Annotated in this window: 25 protein-coding genes; 19 read left to right on the top strand and 6 right to left on the bottom strand. The window is 74.2% G+C overall.

Annotation, left to right across the window (positions count from 1 at the left end; genetic code table 11):
- Positions 1-69 precede the first annotated feature (69 nt).
- The 9 genes from Q1K26_RS00270 to Q1K26_RS00230 all read left to right on the top strand — a co-directional run bounded on the left by Q1K26_RS00270 (position 70) and on the right by Q1K26_RS00230 (position 7,694).
- Positions 70-891: a DedA family protein gene (locus Q1K26_RS00270; RefSeq protein ID WP_300006845.1), complete on the top strand. Its 822-nt coding sequence runs from the start codon at positions 70-72 to the stop codon at positions 889-891.
- 137 nt (positions 892-1,028) lie between these two features.
- On the top strand, positions 1,029-1,799 hold the full coding sequence (locus tag Q1K26_RS00265; RefSeq protein ID WP_300006843.1) for a methyltransferase: 771 nt from the start codon (positions 1,029-1,031) through the stop codon (positions 1,797-1,799).
- Entirely contained in the window at positions 1,796-2,818 is a 1,023-nt protein-coding gene (locus Q1K26_RS00260) for a pyridoxal-phosphate dependent enzyme (protein WP_363320391.1), read from the top strand. Before Q1K26_RS00265 ends, Q1K26_RS00260 begins: the two co-directional genes overlap by 4 nt.
- A 5-nt stretch (positions 2,819-2,823) precedes the next feature.
- Positions 2,824-3,411: a hypothetical protein gene (locus tag Q1K26_RS00255; protein ID WP_300006841.1), complete on the top strand. Its 588-nt coding sequence runs from the start codon at positions 2,824-2,826 to the stop codon at positions 3,409-3,411.
- Positions 3,396-3,617: a hypothetical protein gene (locus Q1K26_RS00250; RefSeq protein WP_300006839.1), complete on the top strand. Its 222-nt coding sequence runs from the start codon at positions 3,396-3,398 to the stop codon at positions 3,615-3,617. The genes Q1K26_RS00255 and Q1K26_RS00250 overlap by 16 nt, the downstream gene beginning before the upstream one ends.
- Positions 3,617-4,603 carry an ABC transporter substrate-binding protein gene (locus tag Q1K26_RS00245; protein WP_300006837.1) on the top strand — a complete coding sequence of 329 codons (987 nt, stop codon included), beginning with the start codon at positions 3,617-3,619 and terminating at the stop codon, positions 4,601-4,603. Before Q1K26_RS00250 ends, Q1K26_RS00245 begins: the two co-directional genes overlap by 1 nt.
- Positions 4,600-5,703, top strand: coding sequence for an iron ABC transporter permease (locus tag Q1K26_RS00240; RefSeq protein WP_300006835.1), 1,104 nt, complete (start codon positions 4,600-4,602; stop codon positions 5,701-5,703). The genes Q1K26_RS00245 and Q1K26_RS00240 overlap by 4 nt, the downstream gene beginning before the upstream one ends.
- Before the next feature lie 9 nt (positions 5,704-5,712).
- The gene (locus Q1K26_RS00235) at positions 5,713-6,924 is read left to right on the top strand and encodes an MFS transporter (protein WP_300006833.1); all 1,212 of its coding nucleotides are present in this window, start codon (positions 5,713-5,715) and stop codon (positions 6,922-6,924) included.
- On the top strand, positions 6,921-7,694 hold the full coding sequence (locus Q1K26_RS00230) for an ABC transporter ATP-binding protein (RefSeq protein WP_300006831.1): 774 nt from the start codon (positions 6,921-6,923) through the stop codon (positions 7,692-7,694). The genes Q1K26_RS00235 and Q1K26_RS00230 overlap by 4 nt, the downstream gene beginning before the upstream one ends.
- Here Q1K26_RS00230 and Q1K26_RS00225 read toward each other — a convergent pair.
- The 3 genes from Q1K26_RS00225 to Q1K26_RS00215 all read right to left on the bottom strand — a co-directional run bounded on the left by Q1K26_RS00225 (position 7,681) and on the right by Q1K26_RS00215 (position 11,139).
- On the bottom strand, positions 7,681-9,180 hold the full coding sequence (locus Q1K26_RS00225) for a molybdopterin-dependent oxidoreductase (RefSeq protein WP_300006890.1): 1,500 nt from the start codon (positions 9,178-9,180) through the stop codon (positions 7,681-7,683). The two genes, Q1K26_RS00230 and Q1K26_RS00225, sit on opposite strands and share 14 nt — an antisense overlap.
- 206 nt (positions 9,181-9,386) lie before the next feature.
- On the bottom strand, positions 9,387-10,031 hold the full coding sequence (locus Q1K26_RS00220) for a class II aldolase/adducin family protein (RefSeq protein WP_300006829.1): 645 nt from the start codon (positions 10,029-10,031) through the stop codon (positions 9,387-9,389).
- Positions 10,024-11,139, bottom strand: a complete 1,116-nt coding sequence (locus tag Q1K26_RS00215) for a YibE/F family protein (RefSeq protein ID WP_300006827.1) — start codon at positions 11,137-11,139, stop codon at positions 10,024-10,026. The genes Q1K26_RS00220 and Q1K26_RS00215 overlap by 8 nt, the downstream gene beginning before the upstream one ends.
- 251 nt (positions 11,140-11,390) lie before the next feature.
- On the opposite strand from Q1K26_RS00215, the gene Q1K26_RS00210 reads away from it, so the two are divergent.
- Both Q1K26_RS00210 and Q1K26_RS00205 read left to right on the top strand, forming a co-directional pair.
- Complete coding sequence (locus Q1K26_RS00210) at positions 11,391-11,855, top strand: hypothetical protein (protein WP_300006826.1); 465 nt, start codon at positions 11,391-11,393, stop codon at positions 11,853-11,855.
- A 22-nt stretch (positions 11,856-11,877) separates the two neighbouring features.
- Complete coding sequence (locus Q1K26_RS00205) at positions 11,878-12,366, top strand: hypothetical protein (protein WP_300006825.1); 489 nt, start codon at positions 11,878-11,880, stop codon at positions 12,364-12,366.
- Between the two features lie 13 nt (positions 12,367-12,379).
- Here Q1K26_RS00205 and Q1K26_RS00200 read toward each other — a convergent pair whose 3' ends face one another.
- On the bottom strand, positions 12,380-13,402 hold the full coding sequence (locus tag Q1K26_RS00200) for an acyl-CoA desaturase (protein ID WP_300006824.1): 1,023 nt from the start codon (positions 13,400-13,402) through the stop codon (positions 12,380-12,382).
- A gap of 109 nt (positions 13,403-13,511) precedes the next feature.
- Positions 13,512-14,213 (bottom strand): SIMPL domain-containing protein, encoded by a 702-nt coding sequence (locus Q1K26_RS00195; RefSeq protein ID WP_300006822.1) that lies wholly within the window; start codon positions 14,211-14,213, stop codon positions 13,512-13,514.
- Positions 14,214-14,363: 150 nt separating this feature from the next.
- Here Q1K26_RS00195 and Q1K26_RS00190 point away from each other — a divergent pair, with 150 nt between their 5' ends.
- The 8 genes from Q1K26_RS00190 (at position 14,364) to Q1K26_RS00155 (ending at position 23,244) form a co-directional block, all read left to right on the top strand.
- Positions 14,364-15,296: a sensor histidine kinase gene (locus Q1K26_RS00190; protein WP_300006821.1), complete on the top strand. Its 933-nt coding sequence runs from the start codon at positions 14,364-14,366 to the stop codon at positions 15,294-15,296.
- A 28-nt stretch (positions 15,297-15,324) separates the two neighbouring features.
- Entirely contained in the window at positions 15,325-15,876 is a 552-nt protein-coding gene (locus Q1K26_RS00185) for a DUF6158 family protein (RefSeq protein WP_300006820.1), read from the top strand.
- 265 nt (positions 15,877-16,141) lie between these two features.
- Complete coding sequence (locus Q1K26_RS00180; RefSeq protein WP_300006818.1) at positions 16,142-17,740, top strand: carboxyl transferase domain-containing protein; 1,599 nt, start codon at positions 16,142-16,144, stop codon at positions 17,738-17,740.
- A gap of 7 nt (positions 17,741-17,747) precedes the next feature.
- Positions 17,748-19,730: a biotin carboxylase N-terminal domain-containing protein gene (locus tag Q1K26_RS00175; RefSeq protein WP_300006816.1), complete on the top strand. Its 1,983-nt coding sequence runs from the start codon at positions 17,748-17,750 to the stop codon at positions 19,728-19,730.
- 105 nt (positions 19,731-19,835) lie between these two features.
- On the top strand, positions 19,836-20,018 hold the full coding sequence (locus tag Q1K26_RS00170; protein ID WP_300006814.1) for a hypothetical protein: 183 nt from the start codon (positions 19,836-19,838) through the stop codon (positions 20,016-20,018).
- A gap of 95 nt (positions 20,019-20,113) precedes the next feature.
- Positions 20,114-20,569: an SRPBCC family protein gene (locus tag Q1K26_RS00165; protein ID WP_300006812.1), complete on the top strand. Its 456-nt coding sequence runs from the start codon at positions 20,114-20,116 to the stop codon at positions 20,567-20,569.
- Between the two features lie 53 nt (positions 20,570-20,622).
- Positions 20,623-22,395, top strand: coding sequence for an acyclic terpene utilization AtuA family protein (locus Q1K26_RS00160; protein WP_300006810.1), 1,773 nt, complete (start codon positions 20,623-20,625; stop codon positions 22,393-22,395).
- 93 nt (positions 22,396-22,488) lie between these two features.
- Positions 22,489-23,244 (top strand): SDR family oxidoreductase, encoded by a 756-nt coding sequence (locus Q1K26_RS00155; RefSeq protein ID WP_300006808.1) that lies wholly within the window; start codon positions 22,489-22,491, stop codon positions 23,242-23,244.
- A 17-nt stretch (positions 23,245-23,261) separates the two neighbouring features.
- Here Q1K26_RS00155 and Q1K26_RS00150 read toward each other — a convergent pair.
- The coding region (locus Q1K26_RS00150) for an HNH endonuclease signature motif containing protein (RefSeq protein WP_300006806.1) at positions 23,262-23,659 on the bottom strand (398 nt) is incomplete at its 5' end.

Below are 23,659 nucleotides of genomic sequence, written 5' to 3'. Positions count from 1 at the left end.
GGTCATCCCTGACCGAACTCCGACCTTCTACCGATGTATCAGCGCGCGGATCACGGCATCGTACGGATCGTGATCGACACCCTGCGGCTCGTCACCGAGGCCGCGCTCGCGTCCCCGTGGTTGCTGGCCGTGATCCTCGTGCTCGCGGTCGTCGACGCGTTGCTGCCGGTGGTGCCGAGCGAGGCCCTGATCATCGCGGCCGGGGTGGCGTCGGTGGCGGGGGAGCAGAACCTGCTGGCGGTGATCGCCGTGGCCGGGACGGGCGCCTTCCTGGGCGAGGTCGCGGGGTACCTGATCGGGCGGGGGATCGGCCCGGCGGTGCGTACGCGGTTCACCCCGGGCGGGGCCCGGGCCTCGACCTTCGACCGGATCGCCCGGCTGCTCGACCGGCGCGGGGGCACCGTGCTGCTGACGGCCCGCTTCGTCCCGGCCGGGCGGACCGTCGCGACGCTCGCGGCCGGCGCCACCGGCTACCCGGTGTCGCGCTTCCTCGCCTTCACCGCCGCCGGGTCGCTGCTGTCCGCCACCTACCAGGCGCTCATCGGCTTCCTCGGCGGCGCCGCGTTCACCCACGACACCGTCACCGCGTTGCTGGTGAGCTTCGGGCTGGCCATCGCCGTCACGGTCGTGATCGAGGCCGTCCGGAGGGTCCGCCGCCCACCGGCGCCCGCAGCAGAGCGGCGCGGCGCGGACGGGAGCGGCACGGATCGGCGTGGGCCCGGGCGCGAGCTCGTACCCGCGGCCGGGCCGCAGGGACCCGCGCCCCTCCGGATCCGTGGGATCGCACGCCGGCCGGGGCACCGCGCTGCCGCCGGGTCCCGCCGCGAGGTCGGTGCCGCCACCCGGCCACCGGCCGGACGTCGAGTGCTCGGGCACGCCGTCCGGTCCTAGCGGCCACCCTCACGCAGGCCAGCACGGGCGTCGGCCACGCGTCGTGGCGTGGGGTCCCGGGCGGTCGCACGCAGGGTGACGACGGCCGCGCCCGATCGTGCTTGTATTGAAAACGATTATCACTACAGTGTGATCCCATGACCTCGATCCGCTCCGGGGGCCCCGTGCTGCCCGGTGACGCCCGCGGCTGGGCCCTGCACGACCGGCTGCCCCGAACCCTGACGCCCGACGAGATCCGGGCGATCAACAACCCGAGCCGCGCGATCCACGACCACCGCAGCTACACCTGGAACGGGTGGGACTTCGACCTGCCGCCGGGCGTGTTCCACCCCGGGGAGACCAGCCGCCTGGTGCACTCCCGCCTGCTCGACGGCACGCTGCCGGTGGCCGGCCTGCGCTACGCCGCGATGGGCGCCGGGCTCGGGGTCGAGGCCGTCGTCGCGGGGGTGCACGGCGCCGCCGCCGTGTACGCGCTGGACGTCCACCCGGAGAGCGTGCGCACCACAGCCCGGCACTACGCCCGCATCGTGGGCTCCGGCGGGCCGCCGCTGTACCCGCTGGTCGCCGACGTGTGGGAGGGCTTCCCCGACGGCCACCAGGTCGACGTCGTCACGTTCAACCCGCCGGCGATCGAGCTGCCGCTCTCCGACGACCCGGACATCGTGCGCAACCTGTGCGTGGGGCGTGACATCGCCTCGCGGTTCTTCGGCCAGCTCGTCTCCCGCGAGCTGCTCGCGCCCGGCGGTGTGGTGTACCTGATCGTCTCCAACACCGCGCCGCTGCGCGACATCGTCGCGATCGGGCTGGACGCCGGGTTCGACGCCGAGGTCGTGCACGTCGAGGACTGGCCGGGCGACGACGTGCAGACCTACCTGTTCGCGCTGCGCCGCCCGGACGTGGACCGGTGATCCACGCCCACTACGCGGACGCGATCGCCGACCCGGACGCGATCCGGGTGGAGGACGGCGTCGTCTGCCTGCGCTTCGAGGTGATGAAGGTGCGTTCGGCGCTGGGCGCGGTCGGCCATCTGCTCGACGCGGGTCTCGTGCGGCGCGGCGACACCCTCGTCGACAGCTCCAGCGGCATCTACGCCCACGCCCTCGCGCTGGCCTGCCACCGCCACGGCATGCGCTGCCACATCGTGGGGTCCACGACCGTGGACCGGACGCTGCGGGTGCAGCTGGAGATACTCGGGGCCACCCTCGAGCAGGTCCGCTCCTCGACGGACCTCGCGCTCGACCAGAACCTGCGGGTCCAGCGGGTGGGGGAGCTGCTGCTGCGCAACCCGCGCTACCACTGGATGCGCCAGTACCACGACGGCGTGCACTACCTCGGCTACCGCGAGGTCGCGGCGGCGCTGGGGCGGGCGCTGCCGGCGGGCCCGCTGACGATCGTCGGCGGCGTGGGCACCGGCGCGTCCACCGGCGCGCTGGCCACCTACCTGCGCCGGGCCGGGCGCGACGTCGAGCTGGTCGGGGTGCAGCCCTTCGGCAGCGTCACGTTCGGGGCCGAGCACACCGCCGACCCCGACATGATCATCGCGGGGATCGGCAGCTCCATCGAGTTCCGCAACGTCCGCCACCACCTCTACGACCGCGTGCACTGGATCGCCTTCCCGTGCGCCCGGGCCGGCACGGTGGGGCTGCTGCGGCGCAGCGGCGTCTTCGCCGGGCTGTCGTCCGGGGCGGCCTACCTGGTCGCGCGCCACGAGCGGGCGCGCGCGGCCGGGCGCACCGTGGTGTTCCTGGCCCCGGACACCGGGCACCGCTACGTCGACGCGGCGTTCGCGGGCCACGAGGAGGTGCCCCCGGTCGAGGCGTTCGCGCCCCGGACGGTGCGCAGCGCCGACGAGCTGGAGCTGCCCTGGTCGACCACGGACCGGGTCCCGCGCCCGCGGGCCGCCGAGCCCGCCCGGGCGGCGTCGTGAGCGCCGTGGCCGATCTCGTCGAGGAGGTGCTCGCCGGGCGGCACGGACCCGACCCGGCCCACGTCGTCGCCACGAGCGTGTTCTGGGTCCACCACGGCACCCGGCTGGCGGGCGGCACCACGACCTACCGCAACCAGTACCTGCTGGTCCGGGTCGGCGCGGCGTTCGGCGCCTGCGCGTTCGAGGCGGGCGAGGTCGACCCGCAGGTGTGCGCCGACGCCTCCGGCCGCCCGCTCGACACCCTGCTGCGCAGCGGGACGCCCGCGCTGCGCACCGCCGCGCTGGACGCGCACCTGGGCGCCGCGCGGCCGCACCGCGACGCCGCCTCGACGACGGTGGTCCTGCCGGCCGGGACCCCCGAGGTGCGGGCCCGGGCCCGCGACGCGGCCGTGGCCGGGCTGCTCGACGTCGCCCCCGGCAGCCGGGTCGGGCTGATCGGGGTGGTGAACCCGCTGGTCGCGGCCATCCGCGAGCGGGGGGCCGAGCCCCTGCCGTGCGACCTGAACCTGCGCACCACGCAGTGGGGCGACCCGGTCACCCCCGACATGGCCGGGTCCTCGACGTCGCCGACGCCGTCGTGGCCACCGGCATGACGCTGGGCAACGGCAGCTTCGACACCATCCTGCGCCGCTGCCGCGAGCGCGGTGTCCCGCTCGTCGTCTACGCCCAGAGCGGCGCCGCCGTCGCCCGGGCGTTCCTCGGCGCCGAGGTCACCGCCCTGTCCGCAGAGCCGTTCCCCTTCTCCCAGTTCAGCGCCGATCCCACGGCGCTGTACCTCTACACCGACAAGGAATCCTGATGCGCCTGCGTCCCGCAACGTCCGTGCTGGCGGCCACCGCACTGGCCGGTCTCGTCGCCTGTGGCGGCCCCGGACCCGAGTCCGCGACCCCGGCCGCGGGCGATGCGGTCACCGTCGAGAACTGCGGGCGGCAGGTCACCGTCGCCGCCCCGCCCCAGCGGGTCATGGTGATCGGCGGCGAGGCGGGCACGCTGGTCGCGGCCGCGGGCGGCACCGAGCGGATCACCGCGTTCGCGCCGCTGGACGACGAGCCGCTCGGCGACGCCGAGGCCGAGCTGTCGACCCGGCCCCGGCTGCCGCTGGCCGGCAGCGACGGCATCTCCCGCGAGTTCATCGTCGGGCAGACCCCCGACCTGGTGGTGACGTTCGGACTGGAGGGCACCACGCCCGAGGAGCTGGAGTCCCTCGGCATCCCGACGTTGATCGTCGCCGGGTACTGCGGCGGGTTCGGAGCGGGGCAGTCGCAGCGCAGCGGATCGGCCCTGGAGGACGTCGCCACCGACGTCGAGATGATCGGCACCGTGCTCGGTACGTCCGAGGTGGCAGCAGCCGCCGCCGACGACCTGCGGGCCCGGGTGGAGGCCGTTCGGACGCAGGCCACGCCCGACGGGCGCAGCGCGGCGGCGCTGTACCTCGCCGGCCCGGACAGCGCCCTGGGCGCCTACGGCAACCTCGGCATGGTCCACGAGCAGCTGGAGATCATCGGGCTGAGCAACGTGTTCGGGGCGGAGCCCGAGCGCTACTTCGAGCCCAGCGTCGAGTCGCTGATCGGCACGGCGCCCGACGTCGTCCTGGCGCTCTACCAGGCCAAGGACATCACACCGGAGCAGGTGCGCGAGCAGGTGTTGTCCCGCCCGGAGATCGCCGGGCTGCCCGCGGTCGCCGCGCAGGACGTGCTGGTGCTCGACTTCTTCTACTCCGGGCACGGCACCCTGGCCGTCGACGGTCTGGAGCAGCTCACCGCGCAGCTGGCCACCCTGTCGTGACGGCCCACCCCGTGTCGGCGCCGCCCGACCGGCTCGACGCCGTCGGGGAACAGGACGACCTCGGCCGCGGGGCACGGCGGCGGCACACCGCCCTGTGGACCGGCGGGCTCGGCGCGCTGCTGGTGCTGACGATCCCGCTCGCGGTCGGGCTGGGGCCGGTGCCCGTCCCGCCCGGCACGGTCGCGGAGATCCTGGGCCACCGCCTCGTCGGGGTCCCCGCCGCGGCCGGCTGGAGCGGCGCGGAGGACAGCATCGTCTGGGTGGTGCGGACGCCGCGGGTGCTGCTCGGTGCGGTCGTCGGGGCGGCGCTGGCGCTGGCCGGGGTCGCCCTGCAGACCCTGGTCCGCAACGTGCTCGCCGAGCCCTACCTGCTCGGGGTGTCGGCGGGCGCCTCCACCGGTGCGGCGGCCACCATCCTGTTCGGGGTCGGCGCGGCGCTCGGCGGGGGCGCGCTCGCCGGCAGCGCCTTCGCCGGCGCGGTCGGCGCGATCGTGCTGGTGTTCGCGGTCGCCGGGATCGGCGGCGCGATCACCTCGGTGCGGCTGCTGCTGGCCGGGGTGGCGGTGGGCTACGTGCTGCAGGCCGTCACCAGCTTCATGATCTTCGCATCGGACAGCCCGGAGGGCGCCCGGGCGGTGCTGTTCTGGCTGCTCGGCTCGCTGGCCCAGGCCGACGGCACCGCGGTGGCGGTGGTCGCGGCCACCACGGCGGTCACGGCCGCGGTGCTGCTGGGCTGGTCGCGCCGCCTCGACGCGCTGGCCGTCGGCGACGACACCGCGCGCGCCCTGGGCACGCACCCGGCCCGGCTGCGGGCGTGGGCGCTGGTCGTCGTGGCGCTGGCCGTGGGCGCCGCGGTCGCGGTGTCGGGCGGGATCGGTTTCGTGGGTCTCGTCGTGCCGCACGTGGCCCGGCTGTGCGTCGGCGGCGTCCACCGTCGGGTGCTGCCCGTCGCCGCGCTGATCGGCGCCTGCTTCCTCGTGTGGGCCGACGTCGTCGCCCGCACCGCGTTCGCGCCGCGGGAGCTGCCGCTGGGGATCGTCACCGCGGTCGTCGGCGCTCCCTTCCTGCTCGTGCTCGTCCGTCGCCTGCGCGCGGCCTGAGAGGAATCCATGCTGAGCGTCCTGCGGAACCGGCGGTTCCGGCTGGCCTGGGTGAGCTGGACGCTCACCAGCGCGGCCACGTCCGTCATGCCGGTGGCCCTGACCCTCCACGTCCTCGACTCCCGGGGCGGGCTCGCGGTGCTCGGCCTGGTGCTCGGGGCCCGCACGCTCGGGATCGTCCTCGGCGCGGTGCTCGGGGGGATCGTCACCGACGGCTACCCGCGCCGCACCGTGCTGACGGTCGCCAGCGCCGTGCGCGGGGCGGCGATCCTCGCCTCGGTCGGGGCGTTCGCGGTGTCGGTGCCCCTGCTCTGCGCGTGCGTGCTGCTCACCGGGGTGGGGGAGGGGATCTTCCGCGGCGCCTACCAGGCACTGATCGGGGAGGTCGTCCCCGAGGCCCAGCGCCAGCCCGCCAACGCGGTGTCGACGCTGAGCAGCCGGCTGCTGCTCGTCGGCGGTCCCGGGCTGGCGGCGGTGTCGTACGCCGTGGTCGGCGGGGCGGCGACCCTCGCGGCGACCGGTGCGCTGTGGCTGGCGTCGGCTGCGGTGGCGCTGCTCCTGCCGCGCGGCGCCCCCCGCCCGTCGGACGCGGCCCGGCGGCGCCCGTTCGCCGACTACGGCGAGGTGCTGCGCGAGGTGGGCCGGCACCGCTGGTTCGTGGCGGGGCTCGGGGCCCTGATGGTGTGGCTGTCGATCGGGTTCGCCGTGCAGCAGCTGACGCTGCCCCTGGTCAGCCGGGAACTGTTCGGGACCGACGCCTTCCTGGCGATCGCGCTGGGCGCCTACTCGGCGGGTGCGGTCGTCGCCGCGCTGGTCCTGGGCCGGTTCACCCCGCGCCCGGCCGGGGTCGTCGCGTTCGCCGGCCTGGGCGTGTTCGGGCTGGTGCCGCTGTCGCTGGCCGTGCCGGACGCGCCGGTGCTCGTCGTGGCCGCCTACGTGCTCGGCGGGGCGGGCATCGAGACGTTCAACATCCTGTGGTTCTCCGCGATCCAGCGGGAGGTCGCGCCGGAGCGGCTCGGGCGCGTGTTCGCCTTCGACTTCATGGTCTCCTACGGCGTCACCCCGCTCGGGCTGGTCGTGCTGCCGGTGTTGCTCACCGGGTTCGGGACGACGCCGGTGCTCGTCGCCTGCGGGGTGGCGACCCTGGCCGCGGGGGCGCTCGCGCTGCTGGTGCCCGGGGCCCGCGGGCTCGCCGACCCGAGGCAGGTGCCGGCGCGATGATCACCGCGTCCGACGTGGGGTTCGCCTACGACGGCACCCCGGTCCTGGCCGGGGTGGAGCTGACCGCGGCCCAGGGCGGCGTGCTCGGGCTGATCGGCCCCAACGGCAGCGGCAAGACGACGCTGCTGCGGATCCTCTACACCGCGCTCGCCCCGCGCACCGGCGCGGTGCTGCTCGACGGGGAGCCGGTGGCGTCGCTGCCCGGGCGGGAGATGGCCCGGCGGGTCGCCGTCGTGGCCCAGGAGAACCCGCCGGAGCTGCCGATCTCGGTGGCCGAGATGGTGCTGCTCGGGCGCTCGCCGCACCGCTCGGCGTTGCAGCCCTTCACCGGCCCGGACCACGCGATCGCGGCCACCGCGCTGCGCCGGGTCGGGATGCGGGAGTACGCCGAGCGGCCCTTCGTCATGCTCTCGGGCGGGGAGAAGCAGCGGGTGCTCATCGCCCGCGCGCTGGCCCAGCAGGCCCGGCACCTGCTGCTCGACGAGCCGACCAACCACCTCGACATCCGCTACCAGCACGAGGTGCTCGGCCTGGTCGCGACGCTGGGCATCACCACCGTCGTCGTGCTGCACGATCTCAACCTCGCCGCGCGCTACTGCGACCGGCTCGTGCTCCTGCACCGCGGCACCGTCGCCGCGGCCGGACCGGCCGACGAGGTGCTGACGCCCGAGGTGCTCGAACCGGTCTACCAGGTGTCGGTCCGCCGCTTCGACGACGGGGACTGCGCGCAGCTGGTGTTCCGGCCGCGGACGGCGCTCAGCCCGCCGTGAACACGACCGAGTGCTGCCCGGTCGCGCCGTCCGGCACGACCGGCGCGATCTCGTCGGTCTGCGTGACGCCGTTCGCGTCGGTGGCCCGCACCTGCACGACGTGCGAGCCGGCGGCGACGTCGACGGTCGTGCGCCACATCCGCCAGGTGTCGCCGCTGACCTCTCCTGCGAGCTCGGCCTCCGTCCACGGCCCCTGGTCGAGGCGGATCTCCACGCGGCTGATGCCGACCGGCTGCGACCAGGCGAGGCCCGCGACCGTGACCTGCCCGGCCGGGGTGGCGGCGAAGGGCCGGGGGAAGTCGATGCGCGACTGCGTCTTGATCGGGCCGCGCTCGCCCCAACCGCGCTGCAACCAGTAGGCCTGCTTCGCGTCGAACGTGGTGACCTCCAGGTCGGTGACCCACTTCGTCGCCGACACGTACCCGTACAGCCCCGGCACCACCATCCGCACCGGGAAGCCGTGTTCGGGCGGCAGCGCCTCGCCGTTCATACCGATCGCGAGCAGCGCGCCGCGATCGGGCTCCAGCAGCACGTCGACCGGCGTGCCCGCGGTCCACAGCCGGTCGCTGGAGGTGGACAGCACCTGGTCGGCGCCCGGAGCGACACCGGCCTCCAGCAGGATCTCGCGCAGGTCGACCCCGACGAAGTTCGCCGTGGAGATCAGGTCCCCGCCGACCTCGTTGGACACGCACAGCATCGTGATCGTGCGCTCCACCAGCGGGCGGGCGAGCAGGTCGTCGAAGGTGAGCCTCAGCTCGCGGTCGACCATCCCGTGCACCCGCAGCGACCAGTCGGCCGCGGTCTGGGTGGGGATCCGCAGCGCGGTGTCGATCCGGTAGAAGTCGGCGTTGGAGGTGACGAATGGCGTGCCGGTCTCCGGGAAGGCCGCGCCCGCCGGGATCGCCGGGGCCCGCCGGGACAGCCCGGTCCGGCGCAGCATCGCGGTGACCTCGTCGCGCGAGCCGCTGCGCCGCGACCCCAGCACCTGGCCCAGCCCGGCGGCGGCCAGTGCGCCGAACCCGATCGCCGCCGAGGTGCCCAGCAGCACCTTCCGGCGCGCGACGCCGCCGCCGCCCGTGCGCGGGGCGGGCAACGCGAGCGCGTGCAGGCGGCGCAGCACCAGCACCCCCGCGCCCGCCGACGCCGCCGGGGCGAGCAGGTCGACCGGCGTGAACGCCGGGGAGAACAGGACGGCGGCGAAGCCCAGCAGGCCCAGCGCCGTGACGGCGAGGACCCCGGGACGGGGCCGCTCCCGCGACGCCAGACCGGCCGCCGCCGCCGCGAGGAGCAGCACGACCCCCATCCCGGCGAGCAGGACGGGCTTGTCGGCCGTGCCGAACGCGTTCTTCGCGAAGTCGACCAGCCACTGCGGGGCGAGCGCGATCGCGGAGTTGCCCACCGCCAGGAACGGCGACGACGCGGGCGACACGACGCCCGCGACCAGGTGGCCCGCCCCCAGCGCGGCGGCGACCGCCACGACCCCCATCAGTGCGGCCGGGCGCGGCGGGATCGGGGTGACGGGGGGACGGACCTCGGTCGTGCTCACGTCCGCCAGTGTCCCCCTCCGCGGGGCCCGTGACGGCGGCGACGCCTTACGGATCGGTGATGCTCCGACCCGCGCACATCCCGGTCACCCGCGCACGTCCCGACGTGCGCGGATGGCCGGAGCGTGCGCGGGTCGGGGACGCGGGGTCACCGATCGCCCTGGCCGTAGCCCGCCAGGGCGTCGCGGACGCGGTCGATCTCCGCGCCGTCGAGCGTGCGCAGCGGGAGTCCGGTGGCCAGCCCCCGCAGCGCCACGTCGCACACGTACTCCAGGTAGCCCGCCCGGTCCAGCGCGCCCGCGACGCCGGGCGCCACGAGCACGGCCCCGTGGTTGGCCATCAGCGCCGCGGTGCGCCCGACCAGCGCCGCGCGCACGTGCTCGGCCAGCGCGGCGGTGCCGAACGTCGCGTAGGGCGCCACGCGGATCGCGCCGCCGAAGAACGCCGCGTAGTAGTGGGTCAGCGGCACCTCGTCGACCACCGTGGACAGCGCCGTCGAGGCCGCGGCGTGGGTGTGCAGCACCACCTCGCCGTCGGCGGCCCCGGGGCGGGTGTGGACGAGACAGTGCAGCGCCAGCTCGGAGGTCGGGGCCAGCGGGGCGTCGACCGGTGATCCGTCGAGCGCGTGCAGGCCGACCATCGCCGCGGTCAGCGAGCCGTAGTCGACGCCGCTGGGGGACACGGCGATCAGCTCGCCGTCGCGCACCGACACATTGCCCGCCGTGCCCACCACCAGGCCCCGCTCGACCAGCCCCCGGCACAGCGCCACGACCGCGGCGCGGGCGTCACCCACGGCCGACCCCGCCACGGGTGACGACCGCCACCGCCAGCAGCGTGGTCAGCGGCACCGCGGCGACCAGCCCGATGCTGCCCACCAGCGTGCGCACCACCTCGGTGGCGATCACCTGCGAGGTGAGGGTGTCGACGAGCCCGCGCTCGGCCACGCTGAACAGCAGCAGCAGCGGCAGCGCCGCACCGGCGTAGGCCAGCACGAGCGTGTTGACGGCTGCGCCCACGTGGTCGCGCCCGATCCGCATCGCCGAGGTGAACAGCGCGGTCGGCCGCAGGCCCGGGTCGGCGCGGCGCAGCTCCCACACGGCGCTGGCCTGGGTGACGGTGACGTCGTCGAGCGCGCCGAGCGCCCCGATCATCAGCCCGGCCAGCACGATCCCGCGCCCGTCCAGGCCGCTGCCCAGCACGTTGGCCAGTGCGGCGGTGTCCTCGTCGGCACCGGTCAGGGCACTGGCCGCGGCGAACCCGGCACCGAGCAGCCCGATCAGGACGAGGCTCCCGAGCGTGCCGAGCACCGCCACCGAGGTACGCGCGGACGGGCCGTGGGTCAGGTACAGCGCCCCGAACATGATCACCGAGCAGCCGACCACGGCCACCGCCAGCGGGTCCTTGCCGGCCAGGATCGCCGGCAGCACGAACCCGACCAGCACGATGCCGCTCAGCACGAGGGCGCCGAGCGAGGCCACCCCGCGCCAGCGGCCCAGCGCCACCACCGCGGCGGCGAACAGCAGCGCCAGCAACCCCAGCGGCACGTCGCGCTGGAAGTCGTCGATCTGGTAGGACTCGGGATCCGCAGGATCACCGGTGACCACCAGTCGCACGTCGTCGCCGGTGGTGAACGGGGCGACCCCGCGGACCACCGAGACGAGCGTCACGATGCTGGTCCCCGCCCGCTCCCCGCCGGTCAGCAGCACCGTCAACGCCACACATCCGCGGTCCCCCTCGCCCGGGGCGCAGTCGCTGACCGCGGTGGCGGTGACGGTGCCCGGCACCCGCACGGCCGCCACCTCGTCGGCCGGCTGCGCCCGCTCGTAGGGGAACAGCAGGACCAGCCCGACGAGCGTCGCGATCGCAGCGGGCACGAGCAGCGCGGCGATGGCGATGCGCACCCGGCGGTCCGCGGGGGCGGTGGGGCCGTGCCCGTGGCCATGGAACTCCGTTTCGATTTCGGCTTCACGGCGCGCCGCCCGACTGTGCCGCGGACCGGATCGGGGTTCGCCGACTGTCATTTCCCCATCATCCCGTGTGGCCGGGCGCGCCGGATCGCGAGGGTCCGGCAACCATGATCGGGTGATCATGGTTGCCGGTTCCGGTACCAGATCGCTACTCTTCGAGCAATTCATCGGTATGGGGGGATACTGTGTATCGAGTTCTGCGAATCGGCCTGACTCTGGTCATCGTTGCGGGAAGCCTGCTTGCCGGGAACGGTCCGGCCGCGCTGGCGGAGACCCCGGCGGAGCGCGTGGCGAGGTGTCTCGACGGCGGAATGGCACCCAGGGACGTCGTCGACCGGTCGCGGTTCGAACGCACCACCTACACGCTCAGTTGCGGGTCGCCGATCTCGTACGGGGTCCTGCACATCGACGACGGCCATGGTGTCAACGACCACGGCAACTTCATCGCATGTTTCCGCAGAATGGTCGTGGAGGCCGGACCGGCATCCGAGGATCCGTTCCGTCCGTATCTCGTCCGCGTGCTCAACGTCGACCTCGGAAACATCAAGGCCTACCTCGTCTACGAGCAGAATGGCAATGTTGAATCGATGTACACGACTGGTGTGCAGTCGAACAACTGGCGTGCCTGCGCCAAGGTCTCCCCTCTGTGAGCGCATTCCCTGGTGCGGATCGGTGACCGGCGTGCTCTCCTTCGAGTTTCGACACGGTTGGTGCAGTCTGCGGTTGGACGCGGACGGTCGTCGGTATACGACGCGGGCAACAACCCTCGTCAACTCGTTCGAGTTCCTGTTGGACGCCCTCATCGACATCGCAGAGGGTGCGAACTGTGCGAGCGCGATCTGGGCGGGCGAGGCCTCGGGAACCTTCATCGATCTCGCGGTGGCCACACACGAGACGGTCGCCGTGGTCGTCCATGGCATGAAGTACCCCGACTACGTCACCGCGGATGCCGGATGGATGCCTGTCCGGGGTCGGGATGAGTTCGCGCTGGCGGTCCCGTTCGGCCGGCTGTGGCCGGGTCTGGCCGGCGAACTGGATCGGATAAGGCGCGAGTACGCAGATGACTCGGGCCACATGCCGCACTGGGGATGGCCCTTCCCGATGCTGCAGTTCCGGAGGATCGAGGAACTCGCCGTGCGATTCGGCCACGAGGCCGAATAGCGTAGTACCCGGCTCAGGCGCGTGCGGCGCGCAGCGGAGCACCGACGGCGTGCAGGTGCCGCAGCACCTGACCGTAGGAGTCGAGCAGCCCGCACCGCACGTACGGAATGCCGCGATCGGCGCAGAACCGCTCGACGATCGGCTGGGCCAGCCGCAGGTGCGGTCGGGGCATGTTCGGGAACAGGTGGTGCACGACCTGGTAGTTGAGCCCGCCGAGCGCCAGGTCGACGAGCGCGCCGCCGCGGACGTCGCGGGAGGTGAGGACCTGCTTGCGCAGGAAGTCGAGATCGGCGCCGTCGGCCCAGGTGGGCATGCCCTTGTGGTTGGGCGCGAACGCGCACCCCATCCACAGGCCCCACAGACCCTGGTGGACCGCGACGAACACCAGTGCCTTTCCGGGCGAGAGCACCAGCAGCACCGCGCCGACGTAGGCCACGGTGTGCCCGACCAGCACGACGGCCTCCACCCCACGGTTGCGCACCCCGCCACGGACGACCGCATCGAGCGCCGACCAGTGCAGGCTCAACCCCTCCAGCAGCAGCACCGGGAAGAACAGGAACGCCTGGTACTTGGTGGTCCAGCGGGTGACGCCGCGCCTGCCTGCGGCCTGGCCGGAGAAGAAGGCGAGGATCGGGATGTCGAGGTCGGGATCGTCGGACTCGTGGTTGGGGTTGGCGTGGTGGCGGTTGTGCTTGCCGACCCACCAGCCGTAGCTCAGCCCGGTCAGCGCGGCGTGGACGTAGCCGACCACGTCGTTCCCACGCCGGGTGCGGAAGATCTGCTTGTGCCCGGCGTCGTGGCCGGTGTAGGCGAGCTGGGTGCTGGCGGCGGCGAGGAACGCGGCGGTGAGCAGCTGCCACCACGAGTCCCCGACCAGCGCGAACACCGCCCATCCGGCCGCGAACGCAGCGACTGTGAGCCCGATGCGCCACGCGTAGTGGTCGTGGCGGCGGCGGAGCAGGCCGGCCTCCTGGACGGTGCGGGACAGGGCAGCGAAGTCGCTGCCCCGGGAAGTGGCTGAGCCGACCGGAGTCATCGCCGGACCTCTCGCGTCGCAGGGCGCCGTGGTCTCGGGCGAGTCCACCGGTCACGGTACCGGCAGATCGGACACTCCGCGCCGCGGTGCCGGGCTGGGCCGGGCCGGATCAGCCGAGGGCGTGCACGACCTCGACGGTCACCCCGATCTCCTGCGACCCGGGCAGCAGCGGCGTGGTGGCCGCCTGCTCGGCGGCGTCGCGGGCGAACGGGACGGGTGGCGAACGGTCCGCGACGATCTCGGTGATCGACAGGATCGGACCGAGCGCGACCCCGCCCGCCTCCGCCAGCTGCTCGGCCTGGGCCCGCGCGCGCCCCACCGCATCCGCGCGGGCATCGGCGCGGGCGGCGCTGTCGTCGTCGACGGAGAACTCCAGGCGCTGCACCCGCACCGCGTCGCCGACGGCCCGTCCGGCGGCGTCGATCAACCCGCCCGCGGCGGCGAGGTCGCGCAGGGTGGCCGTCACCTCGTTGCTCACCTCGTAGCCGGTGATCCGCCCGGTGTCGCCATAGGTGGGACCGATCGAGAGCCCGCTGGTGCGCAGATCGGCGTCGGCGACCCCGCCGTCGCGCAGCACCTGGAGCAGGTCGTCCGCGGCGGTCGCGTTCGCGGCGAGCGCGTCGGTGGCGCTGCCGGCACGGGTCACCACGCCGAGGGTGACGGTGAGCAGGTCCGGGGTGCCCGTGACGGTGCCGGTGGCGCGGGTGGTGACGGTCGGGGGTGCCGCCGTGCCGCCCGGTGACGCGGCGGCCGTGCAGCCGCTCAGGGCGAGTGCGGCGACCGCGACGGCGAGAGCGAGGGCGCGCTTCATGGGGGCTCCGTTCGGTGGGCGCTGAGACGGGGGCGGAACAGGCCCGCGACCGGGTTGCACGGTTGGTCCGTCCGACGGCATCGTGACCGCGCGTGCCGGACTAGACTCGCACCGTTTCGGCCGTGGGAGCCGCAGCCGGTAGGAGCACCCGTGACGAACACCCCCCGGCCCGCCGGGCTGGAGCACGATGCACTGTTCTACGAGACGCCCGAGCAGTACGACGCCGCTGTGCTCGCGTTCGTCCACGCCGGGCGGAGCGCCGAGGAGCCCGTGCTCGTCGCGGTACCGGACCCGAACCTGACCCGCATCCGGGACGCGCTCGACGGTGTCGCGGGCGTCCGCACCGCCGACATGGCCGTGGCCGGCCGCAACCCCGGCCGGATCATCGGCAACGTCCTGACCGCGTTCGCCCACGAGCACCGGGGGCGGCGGGTGCGGATCGTCGGCGAGCCGATCTGGGCCGGACGGTCGGTGGAGGAGTACCCGGCGTGCGCCGAGCACGAGGCGCTGATCAACGTCGCCCTGGCCGAGCTGCCGGCGTACGTCCTGTGCCCCTACGACGTGTCCCGGCTCACGCCCGACGTGCTCACCGACGCCACCCGCACCCATCCCGTCCTCGCCCACGGCACGGCCCGCTGGCCCAGCGCCGGATACACCGACCCCCGGGCGGTCGCCGCGTCGTTCGACCGCGACCTGCCACCGGCCCCCCGCGACGCCGACGTGCTGATCGTCGACCGGGCGACCGGGCCGCGGGCGGCGCGCCGGTTCGTCCACTCCCACGCCGCGCGCGCCGGCCTGGCGCCCGACCGGATCGCCGACCTGCGCCACGTCGTCCAGGAGCTCGCCGTCAACACGATCGTGCACTCCGGCGGGGCGGGGCTGCTGACCGTGTGGCACGACGCCGAGCACGTCGTGGTGCAGCTGCAGGACGGCGGGCGGTTCACCGACCAGCTCGCCGGGCGCCGGCCCCCGGCACCACCGGAGGTGGGCCACGGGCTGTTCCTGGTGCACGCCCTGGCCGATCTGGTGCGGATCCACCACGGCGCCCACGGCACGGTGGTCCGCGTGCACATCGCGCTGTAGCTGCCCCGTCGGGGATACGGTGCTCGCCATGACCCGCGAGACCCACGGAACGGCGGCCCGCGAGCTCTCCGACGCCGAGCTGGAGCGGCAGGGCACCCGGGCGCACGCCACCCGCAACTGGGTGTTCCTGCACGGCACCGCCGACCAGTTCCGCCACCACACCGAGCGGATGCTGGAGCTGGAGCAGGAGTACCTGCGCCGCCACCCCAAGCGCACCTGGCAGGGTGCGGGCGGGGAGGCCGCGCAGCAGGTCGACCGGGTGGAGCAGCTGCGCCAGATGCTCCGCACGTTCGGGTCCCAGATGGAGGCCGTGCTGGCCGAGCTCGCCCAGGCGCAGTCCGATCCGGCGCCGGGCGCGGCCGACGTCGCCCTGCTGGAGCGCTTCGCCGCCGCACCCGACGGTCGGATGCACAAGCTGGAGGCGCACCAGGCCGCGCGGGAGCTGGGCCTGCACGCCGCCGACGTCGCCCGCCTCTACACCCAGGACCCACCGCTGCTGGCCACCGCGGGCGCGTACCGCTTCCTCACCGACGACGGCCGGGCCCGACTCCGCGCGCCGTCCGAGGAGACGGCGGGGTGACCAAGTCGCCCCGCCTGCGGCCGGTGTCGTCCACGACGGCTCGCGATCCCCGCCGGCCCGCGCACGCCGTTCGTACCGTCGCACGGGCTGTGGGCTGTGCGCGAGACCGCGGGCTGTGCGCGAGACTGCGGGCTGTGCGCGAATGCGGGCGACGCGTGATCGAGACGGGCGGCGGGAACGTCGCGGAGGCGGTGATCGTGGTGGGCGACGAACGCTGGCGGGATCCAGAAGCACGGAGGCCTCGCGTGACGTGCGGGGTGGCGTAGTGGGGCGGTTGCGGTCGGCGGTCGATGTCGGTGGTGAGGTGTACGTGCGCAACCGCGCCGCGCAGCTCGCGTTGCTGGATCGGCTCGCCGAGCAGCACGCGATCGCCGCCGCCGGTGGGGGCGCGAAGTACCAGCAGCGGCACCGGGAGCGCGGGCGGCTGCCGGTGCGCGAGCGCATCGAGCTGCTGCTCGACCCGGACTCGCCGTTCCTGGAGCTGTCCGCGCTGGCGGCGTGGGGCACCCCGTTCACGGTCGGTGCCACCGTCGTCACCGGGATCGGGGTGGTGTCGGGCGTCGAGGTGGTCGTGATCGCGCACGATCCCACCGTCCGCGGCGGCGCGATGAACCCCTACTCGCTGCGCAAGACGCTGCGGGCGCTGGAGATCGCGCGCGTCAACCGGCTGCCGGTGGTCAACCTCGTGGAGTCCGGCGGGGCGGACCTGCCCACCCAGGCCGACCTGTTCGTCCCCGGCGGGCGGATCTTCCACGAGCTCACCGCGCTGTCCGCGGCGGGCGTGCCGACCGTGGCGCTGGTGTTCGGCAACTCGACCGCGGGCGGCGCGTACGTCCCGGGCATGTGCGACCACGCCGTGCTGGTCGACCGGCAGGCCAAGGTGTTCCTGGGCGGCCCGCCGCTGGTGAAGATGGCCACCGGCGAGGACGCCGACGACGAGGGACTCGGCGGCGCCGACATGCACTCGCGCGTCTCCGGCCTGTCCGACCACTTCGCCGTCGACGAACGCGACGCCCTCCGCCTCGGCCGCGAGATCCTCACGCGGATCAACTGGCGCAAGCTCGGCCCGCCGCCGCGGGGGCTGCCGGAGGAGCCGCGGTACGACCCGGACGAGATCCTCGGCATCGTCTCGGCCGACACGAAGGTGCCCTTCGATCCGCGGGAGATCCTCGCGCGCACCGTCGACGGCTCGGACTTCGACGAGTACAAGCCGCTCTACGGCACCTCGCTGGTCACCGGCTGGGCGCAGGTCCACGGCTATCCGGTGGGCGTGCTGGCCAACCACCGCGGCGTGCTGTTCGGTGAGGAGTCGCGCAAGGCCACCGAGTTCATCCTGCTGGCCAACCAGACCGACACCCCGCTGGTCTTCCTGCAGAACACCACCGGCTACATGGTCGGCACCAGCTACGAGCAGGCCGGCATCGTCAAGGACGGCGCCAAGATGATCAATGCCGTGGCGAACAGCACCGTGCCGCACCTGACGATCAACATGGCCAGCTCGTTCGGCGCCGGCAACTACGGCATGTCCGGACGCGCGTTCGACCCGCGTCTGATGTTCGCCTGGCCGGGGGCCAAGCTGGCGGTGATGGGGGCGGCGCAGCTGGCGGGGGTGCTGTCGATCGTCGGCCGCGCGTCCGCCGCGTCGCAGGGCAGAGCGTTCGACGAGGAGGCCGACGCGGCGCGCACCGCCGCGGTCGAGGCCCAGATCGAGGCCGAGTCCGACTCGTTCTACGTCACCGCCCGGCTCTACGACGACGGCATCGTCGACCCGCGCGACACCCGCGACGTGCTCGGCATGTCGCTCTCGGCCGTCCACTCCACCACCGTCGAGGGCCGTCGCGGCTTCGGCGTCTTCCGGATGTGAGCACCCCATGATCGGGAAGTTGCTGGTCGCCAACCGCGGGGAGATCGCCGAACGCGTCATGCGCACCGCGCACGCGCTCGGGATCTCGACCGTCGCCGTGTTCTCGGACGCCGACGCCGACGCGCCGTTCGTGGCGCTGGCCGACGAGGCCGTGCGGCTGCCCGGCGTCGCGCCCACCGACACCTACCTGCGCGGCGACCTGGTGATCGCCGCCGCCCGGGCCACCGGCGCCGACGCCGTGCACCCCGGCTACGGGTTCCTGTCGGAGAACGCCGGGTTCGCGCGGGACTGCGCCGCGGCCGGGCTGGTCTTCGTCGGGCCGCCGCCCGGGGCGATCGCCGCGATGGGGTCGAAGATCGAGGCCAAGGCGCTGATGGACGCGGCCGGGGTGCCGGTGCTGCCCGGGGCCACGGTGTCCGATGGTGTCGACCTCGCCGCGCTGGGGGAGCGGGTCGGTTTCCCGCTGCTGGTCAAGGCCGCGTTCGGCGGCGGTGGCCGTGGGATGCGCGCCGTCCACGATCCGGCGGCGCTGGCCGAGGCGGTCGACGGGGCCCGGCGCGAGGCGGCGTCCGCGTTCGGCGACGGCACCGTGTTCCTGGAGCGCTACGTCGTCGACCCGCGCCACGTCGAGGTGCAGATCCTCGGCGACACCCACGGCGCGGTCGTGCACCTGTTCGAACGCGAGTGCTCGATCCAGCGGCGGCACCAGAAGATCGTGGAGGAGTGCCCCTCGCCCGCCGTCGACGACGCGCTGCGCGGCTCGCTGGGCGCGGCTGCCGTGGCTGCAGGCAAGGCGATCGGGTACGTGGGGGCGGGCACCGTCGAGTTCGTGCTGTTCGACGGCGGGTTCGCGTTCCTGGAGGTCAACACGCGGCTGCAGGTGGAGCACCCGGTCACCGAGCTGGTCACCGGGCTGGACCTGGTGGAGCAGCAGCTGCGGATCGCCGAGGGCGAGCCGCTGGGCCCCGACGTCATCGACGCCCGGATCACCGGGCACGCCATCGAGGCGCGGCTCTACGCGGAGGACGTGCCCGCGGGCTTCCTGCCCGCCACCGGCACGCTGCACCGCTTCGCGGTGCCCGGCGAGGTCCGCGTCGACTCGGGTGTCGCCGACGGCTCGGTGGTGGGTCCGCACTACGACCCGATGCTGGCCAAGGTGATCGCCCACGGTCCGAACCGCGCCGCGGCGGCACGCCGGCTGGCCCGCGCGCTGGCCGGGGCGCGGCTGCACGGCGTCACCACCAACCGGGACCTGCTGGTCGGCATCCTGCGCGAGCCGGAGTTCCTGGCCGGGGTCACGGACACCGGCTACCTGACGCGCCACGACCCCACCGAGTTGCAGCAAGGCCACCTTCACGCAATCTCGTTGCGTGAAGGTGGCCTTGCTGCAATCGGGGTGACGGGGGTGCACGCCGTCGCCGCCGCGCTGGCCGCGCAGGCCGGCAACCGCGCGGCCGCCCCGGTGCTGGGCGCGATGCCCTCGGGATGGCGCAACGTCGCGACCGCGCCGCACCGGGTGGCCTACACCGTCGGCGAGCGCACGGTGGACGTGGCCTACCGGCTGGGCCGCGACCCGCTGGTCGAGGTCGACGGCACGCCGCTGCCCGTCCGGCTGCTGTGCGCCACACCGGAGCACGTGGACCTGGAGGTCGACGGCGTGCGCCGCGGCGTCGACGTGCACCGCGCCGCCGGGGTGGCCTACGTCGACAGCGCGCTCGGGTCCACGGTCCTGGCCGAGGTGCCCCGCTTCACCGACCCGGCGGCCGCGCAGCGACCCGGTTCGCTGCTCGCCCCCATGCCCGGCGGGGTCGTGCGGGTGCTCGCGGCGCAGGGTGACGCCGTCACCGCGGGCCAGGCGCTGATCGTGCTGGAGGCGATGAAGATGGAGCACACCGTGTCCGCCCCCGCCGACGGCGTGCTCACCGAGCTCCGCGTCGCCGAGCGGGACCAGGTGGACACCGGTCAGGTGCTGGCCGTGGTGGCGGGGTGACGGGCGGTGCAGCGGTCGTCAAGTCCATCAGGATAGGCATACCTGAGTGGCTCCGACCCTCCTCCGATTGTAGGTATGACATGAACGACCGATAGCCTAGTCTACTTGGCACGCCGGTCGCGGGAGGTCGACATGTTCCGGACGTGGTTCGCGGTCGTGCGGTCCTGGCTCGGGACGAGCGTCCCCGTGCACCACACCTACGGCGCCTGCCCGCCGCGCCACGCCTGCCCGCGTTCGGTGCGTCGCGAGCGGGCGCGCACCTTGCTCGCCCGCCGCGCGGGGCGGTAGCGCCACGTCACCGGCAGCGTGCCGTGCGGGTCGCCCCTTGCGCCGGGCGCGTGGTGGCTACAGGATGCCGGAGGCGGCCACGGGAGGTGACCTCGGTGCGTGGCTCGGTGACGGTGCACATGGCCGCACCGCCCGAGCGGATCTGGGCACTGGTCAGTGACGTCACCAGCGTCGGTAGGTTCTCCCCCGAGACGTTCGAGGCGCAGTGGCTCGACGGGGCCGTCGGCCCCGCGGTCGGTGCGCGCTTCCGCGGCCACGTCCGGCGCAACGGCCGTGGGCCCACCTACTGGACGCTCTGCCGGGTCACCGCGTGCGACCCCGGCCGTGAGTTCGGCTTCGACGTCCTGCTGAACGGCTCGCCGGTCAACACCTGGCACTACCGGTTCACCCCGTCCGGATCCGGCACCGACGTCACCGAGTCCTACGCACTGGCCGACCGCCCGCTGACCAGGATCTACGGCGCGCTGCTCGGGAGGTTGCGCAACCGGACCAACGTGCGCGACATGCGCGAGACCCTGCAGCGGATCAAGGCAGCGGTGGAGCCGATCTGAGCGTGCCCGCGCCCCGCTTGACGTGGCCGGTGGACCGGTGTTGATTCACCTCGGTGACGGACACGGTCAGGATCGGTTGCTTCGCGGCCTTCTGGGGCGACACCCGCACCGCGCTGCGGGACATCCTCGACGGCGCGCAGGTGGACTACCTCGTCGCCGACTACCTCTCCGAGATCACCATGGCCCTGCTCGCGCGGGCGCGCGCCACGGATCCCGACGGCGGTTTCATCGCCGACTTCCTCACGACCGTCACGCCCGCGCTGCCCGAGATCGCCGCGCGCGGCATCCGGGTCGTGGTCAACGCGGGCGGGCTCAACCCCGCCGCGGCGGCCAGGGCGACGCGGGCCGCCGTCGCCGAGGCCGGGCTCTCGCTCACCGTGGCCGCCGTCGAGGGCGACGACCTGCTGGCCCGCCGTGGCGAGCTGTGCGCGGGCGCCACGGACATGGTCACCGGCGCGCCGGTGCCCACTGCGCCGGTGTCGCTGAACGCCTACCTGGGGGCCCGGCCGATCGCCGTCGCGCTCGGCGCGGGGGCCGACATCGTCATCACCGGCCGCTGCGTGGACGCCGCGGTGGTGCTCGGACCGCTGCTGCACGAGTTCGGCTGGGCCGACGACGACCACGACCTGCTGTCGGCCGGCTCGCTCGTCGGCCACATCGTGGAGTGCGGCACGCAGTGCACCGGTGGCAACGTCACCGACTGGGAGGACGTGCCGGGCTGGGAGCGCATGGGCTACCCGGTCGCCGAGTGCTTCCCCGACGGCACCGCGGTGATCACCAAGCCCGCCGGGACCGGCGGGCTGGTCACGCCCGCGGGGGTGGGCGAGCAGGTGCTCTACGAGATCGCCGACCCCGGCGCGTACCTCATGCCCGACGTCTCCTGCGACTGGCGCGACATCGCCCTGACCCAGGACGGCCCGGACCGCGTGCGGGTGTCGGGCGCGCGCGGCGGGCCACCCACGACGACCTTCAAGGCCACGGCCACCAGCACGGCCGGGTTCCGCGCGCTGACCACCGCGATGTTCGCCGGGGTCGGCGCGGCGGGCAAGGCGCGGCGGACGGGCGAGGCGCTGGTCACCCGGGTCGAGAGGCTGATCGCCGAGGCCGGGTTCGGGCCGCTGTCCGAGTCGTCGGTGGAGGTGGTGGGGGCGGGGGACATCGTGGGCCACAAGGCCGAACCCGCCGCGACGGAGGCCGTCGTCAAGATCGGGGTGCGGCATCCCGAGAAGGCGGCGCTGGAGTACTTCTCCGCGGAGTTCGCCTCCTTCGCGCTCGTCGCGCAGGGCATGACCGGCGTGTCCGGCGGGCGCCCGCGGGTGGCGCCGGTGATCGAGGTGCACCACCTGCTCGTCGACAAGGCCGGTACCCCGGTGCGGGTGCTGCTGGACGGGGACCGGGCACTCGACGTCCCCGTCGCACCCGGCGATCCCGCCGCCGTGAGGTCCACACCGCTGCTGCCCGAGGCGCCGGTGCCCGCATCCGGCGGGCCCACCGTCAGCGTCCCCCTGCACCGGATCGCCACCGCGCGCAGCGGGGACAAGGGCAACCTGGCCAACATCGGCGTGCTCGCCCGGCGCCCCGAGTACGTCACCGCGCTGGTCGAGCAGGTCAGCGCCGCGCGGGTGGCGGAGCACTTCGCGCACGTCCACCCGTCCGGGGTGCGACGGTGGGCGCTGCCCGGCCTGCACGCGATCAACATCGTGCTCGACGACGTGCTCGGCGGCACCGGCGGCACGTCCACGCTGCGCTTCGACCCGCAGGGCAAGTCCTACGGCGCGATGCTGCTGGCGATGCCGGTCGAGGTGCCGGCCTCCTGGGTGTCGTGACCCGCTCGGCGCGGGCGGGACGGCAGCGCCGGGTCCTGCCACGATGAGCCCGGCGATCATGTGGGCAGGCCACGGTCGCCCGGGAGGATCGTGATGAGTTCGAGAACGGCTTTCGTCACCGGAGGGGCGCAGGGCATCGGCCGGGGGATCGCGACGGCGCTGGGCGCGCAGGGCGTCCGGGTCGGCGTGGTCGACCGCAACCTGGACGCCGCGCGCGTCACCGCCGAGTCGATCACAGCGGCCGGGGGTGCCGCGGTGGCCGTGCACGCCGACGTCACCGACACCGGCTCGGTGCAGGCCGCGGTCCGGGCCGTCGCCACCGAGCTGGGCCCGGTGGAGATCGCGGTCAACAACGCGGGCTGGGACGACTTCATGAACTTCCTCGACACCACCGAGGACTTCTGGGAACGGGTCCTGGACATCAATTTCAAGGGCATGCTGCGGGTCACGCACACCGTGGTGCCCGGGATGATCGAGCGCGGCTGGGGCCGGGTCGTCAACATCGGGTCGGACGCGGGGCGTGTGGGCTCGTCGCTGGAGGCCGTCTACTCCGGGGCGAAGGGCGGCACGATCGCGTTCACCAAGACGCTGGCGCGGGAGGTGGCGCGGCACGGCATCACGGCCAACACGGTGTGCCCGGGCCCGACCGACACCCCGATGCTGCAGGCGTTCGCCGACAAGTCCGGGGACGGCGCGAAGGTGCTCGCCGGGATGACCCGCGGTATCCCGATGCGTCGCCTCGCCGAGCCCGCCGACGTCGCCGCGGCCGTGGCGTTCTTCGCCTCCGACGCCACCGGCTACATCACCGGCCAGACCCTGTCGGTCAGCGGTGGCCTGACGATGGCGTGAACGGGTAGCCGGGAGGTCTACTCCCGGTAGTCGTGGGGTTGGGTCCAGTACCGGTGTCCGGTGGGGGTGATCCACTCGACGCGGCGGTCGTGGTGGAGGACGACCTGCCAGCCGGGGTGTTCCTTCATGTGATGGTGGGTGGTGCATGCGGTGCACAGGTTGGCCTCGTCGGTGGGCCCGCCGGTGTTCCATGGGGTGACGTGGTCGAGTTCGCAGGTGGCGGCGTTGCGGCGGCACCCCGGGGTGCGGCAGGTGACGTCGCGGCCGCGGACGACGTCGGCGAGCCCGGCGGGGGGTCGGTACACGGTGCGCCCGTAGTCGAGCAGGGTTCCGGAGGCGGGGTCGACGAGCAGGCGCCGCCAGACGGCGTCGGTGGCGATGTCGCGGGCCAGGTGCGCGGGGATGGGGCCGTACC

The sequence above is a fragment of the Pseudonocardia sp. genome, from assembly GCF_029263155.1.
GTDB lineage: Bacteria > Actinomycetota > Actinomycetes > Mycobacteriales > Pseudonocardiaceae > Pseudonocardia.
The sequence above is the reverse complement of the archived record's forward strand: the minus strand, read 5'-3'. Positions and strand labels throughout refer to the sequence as shown.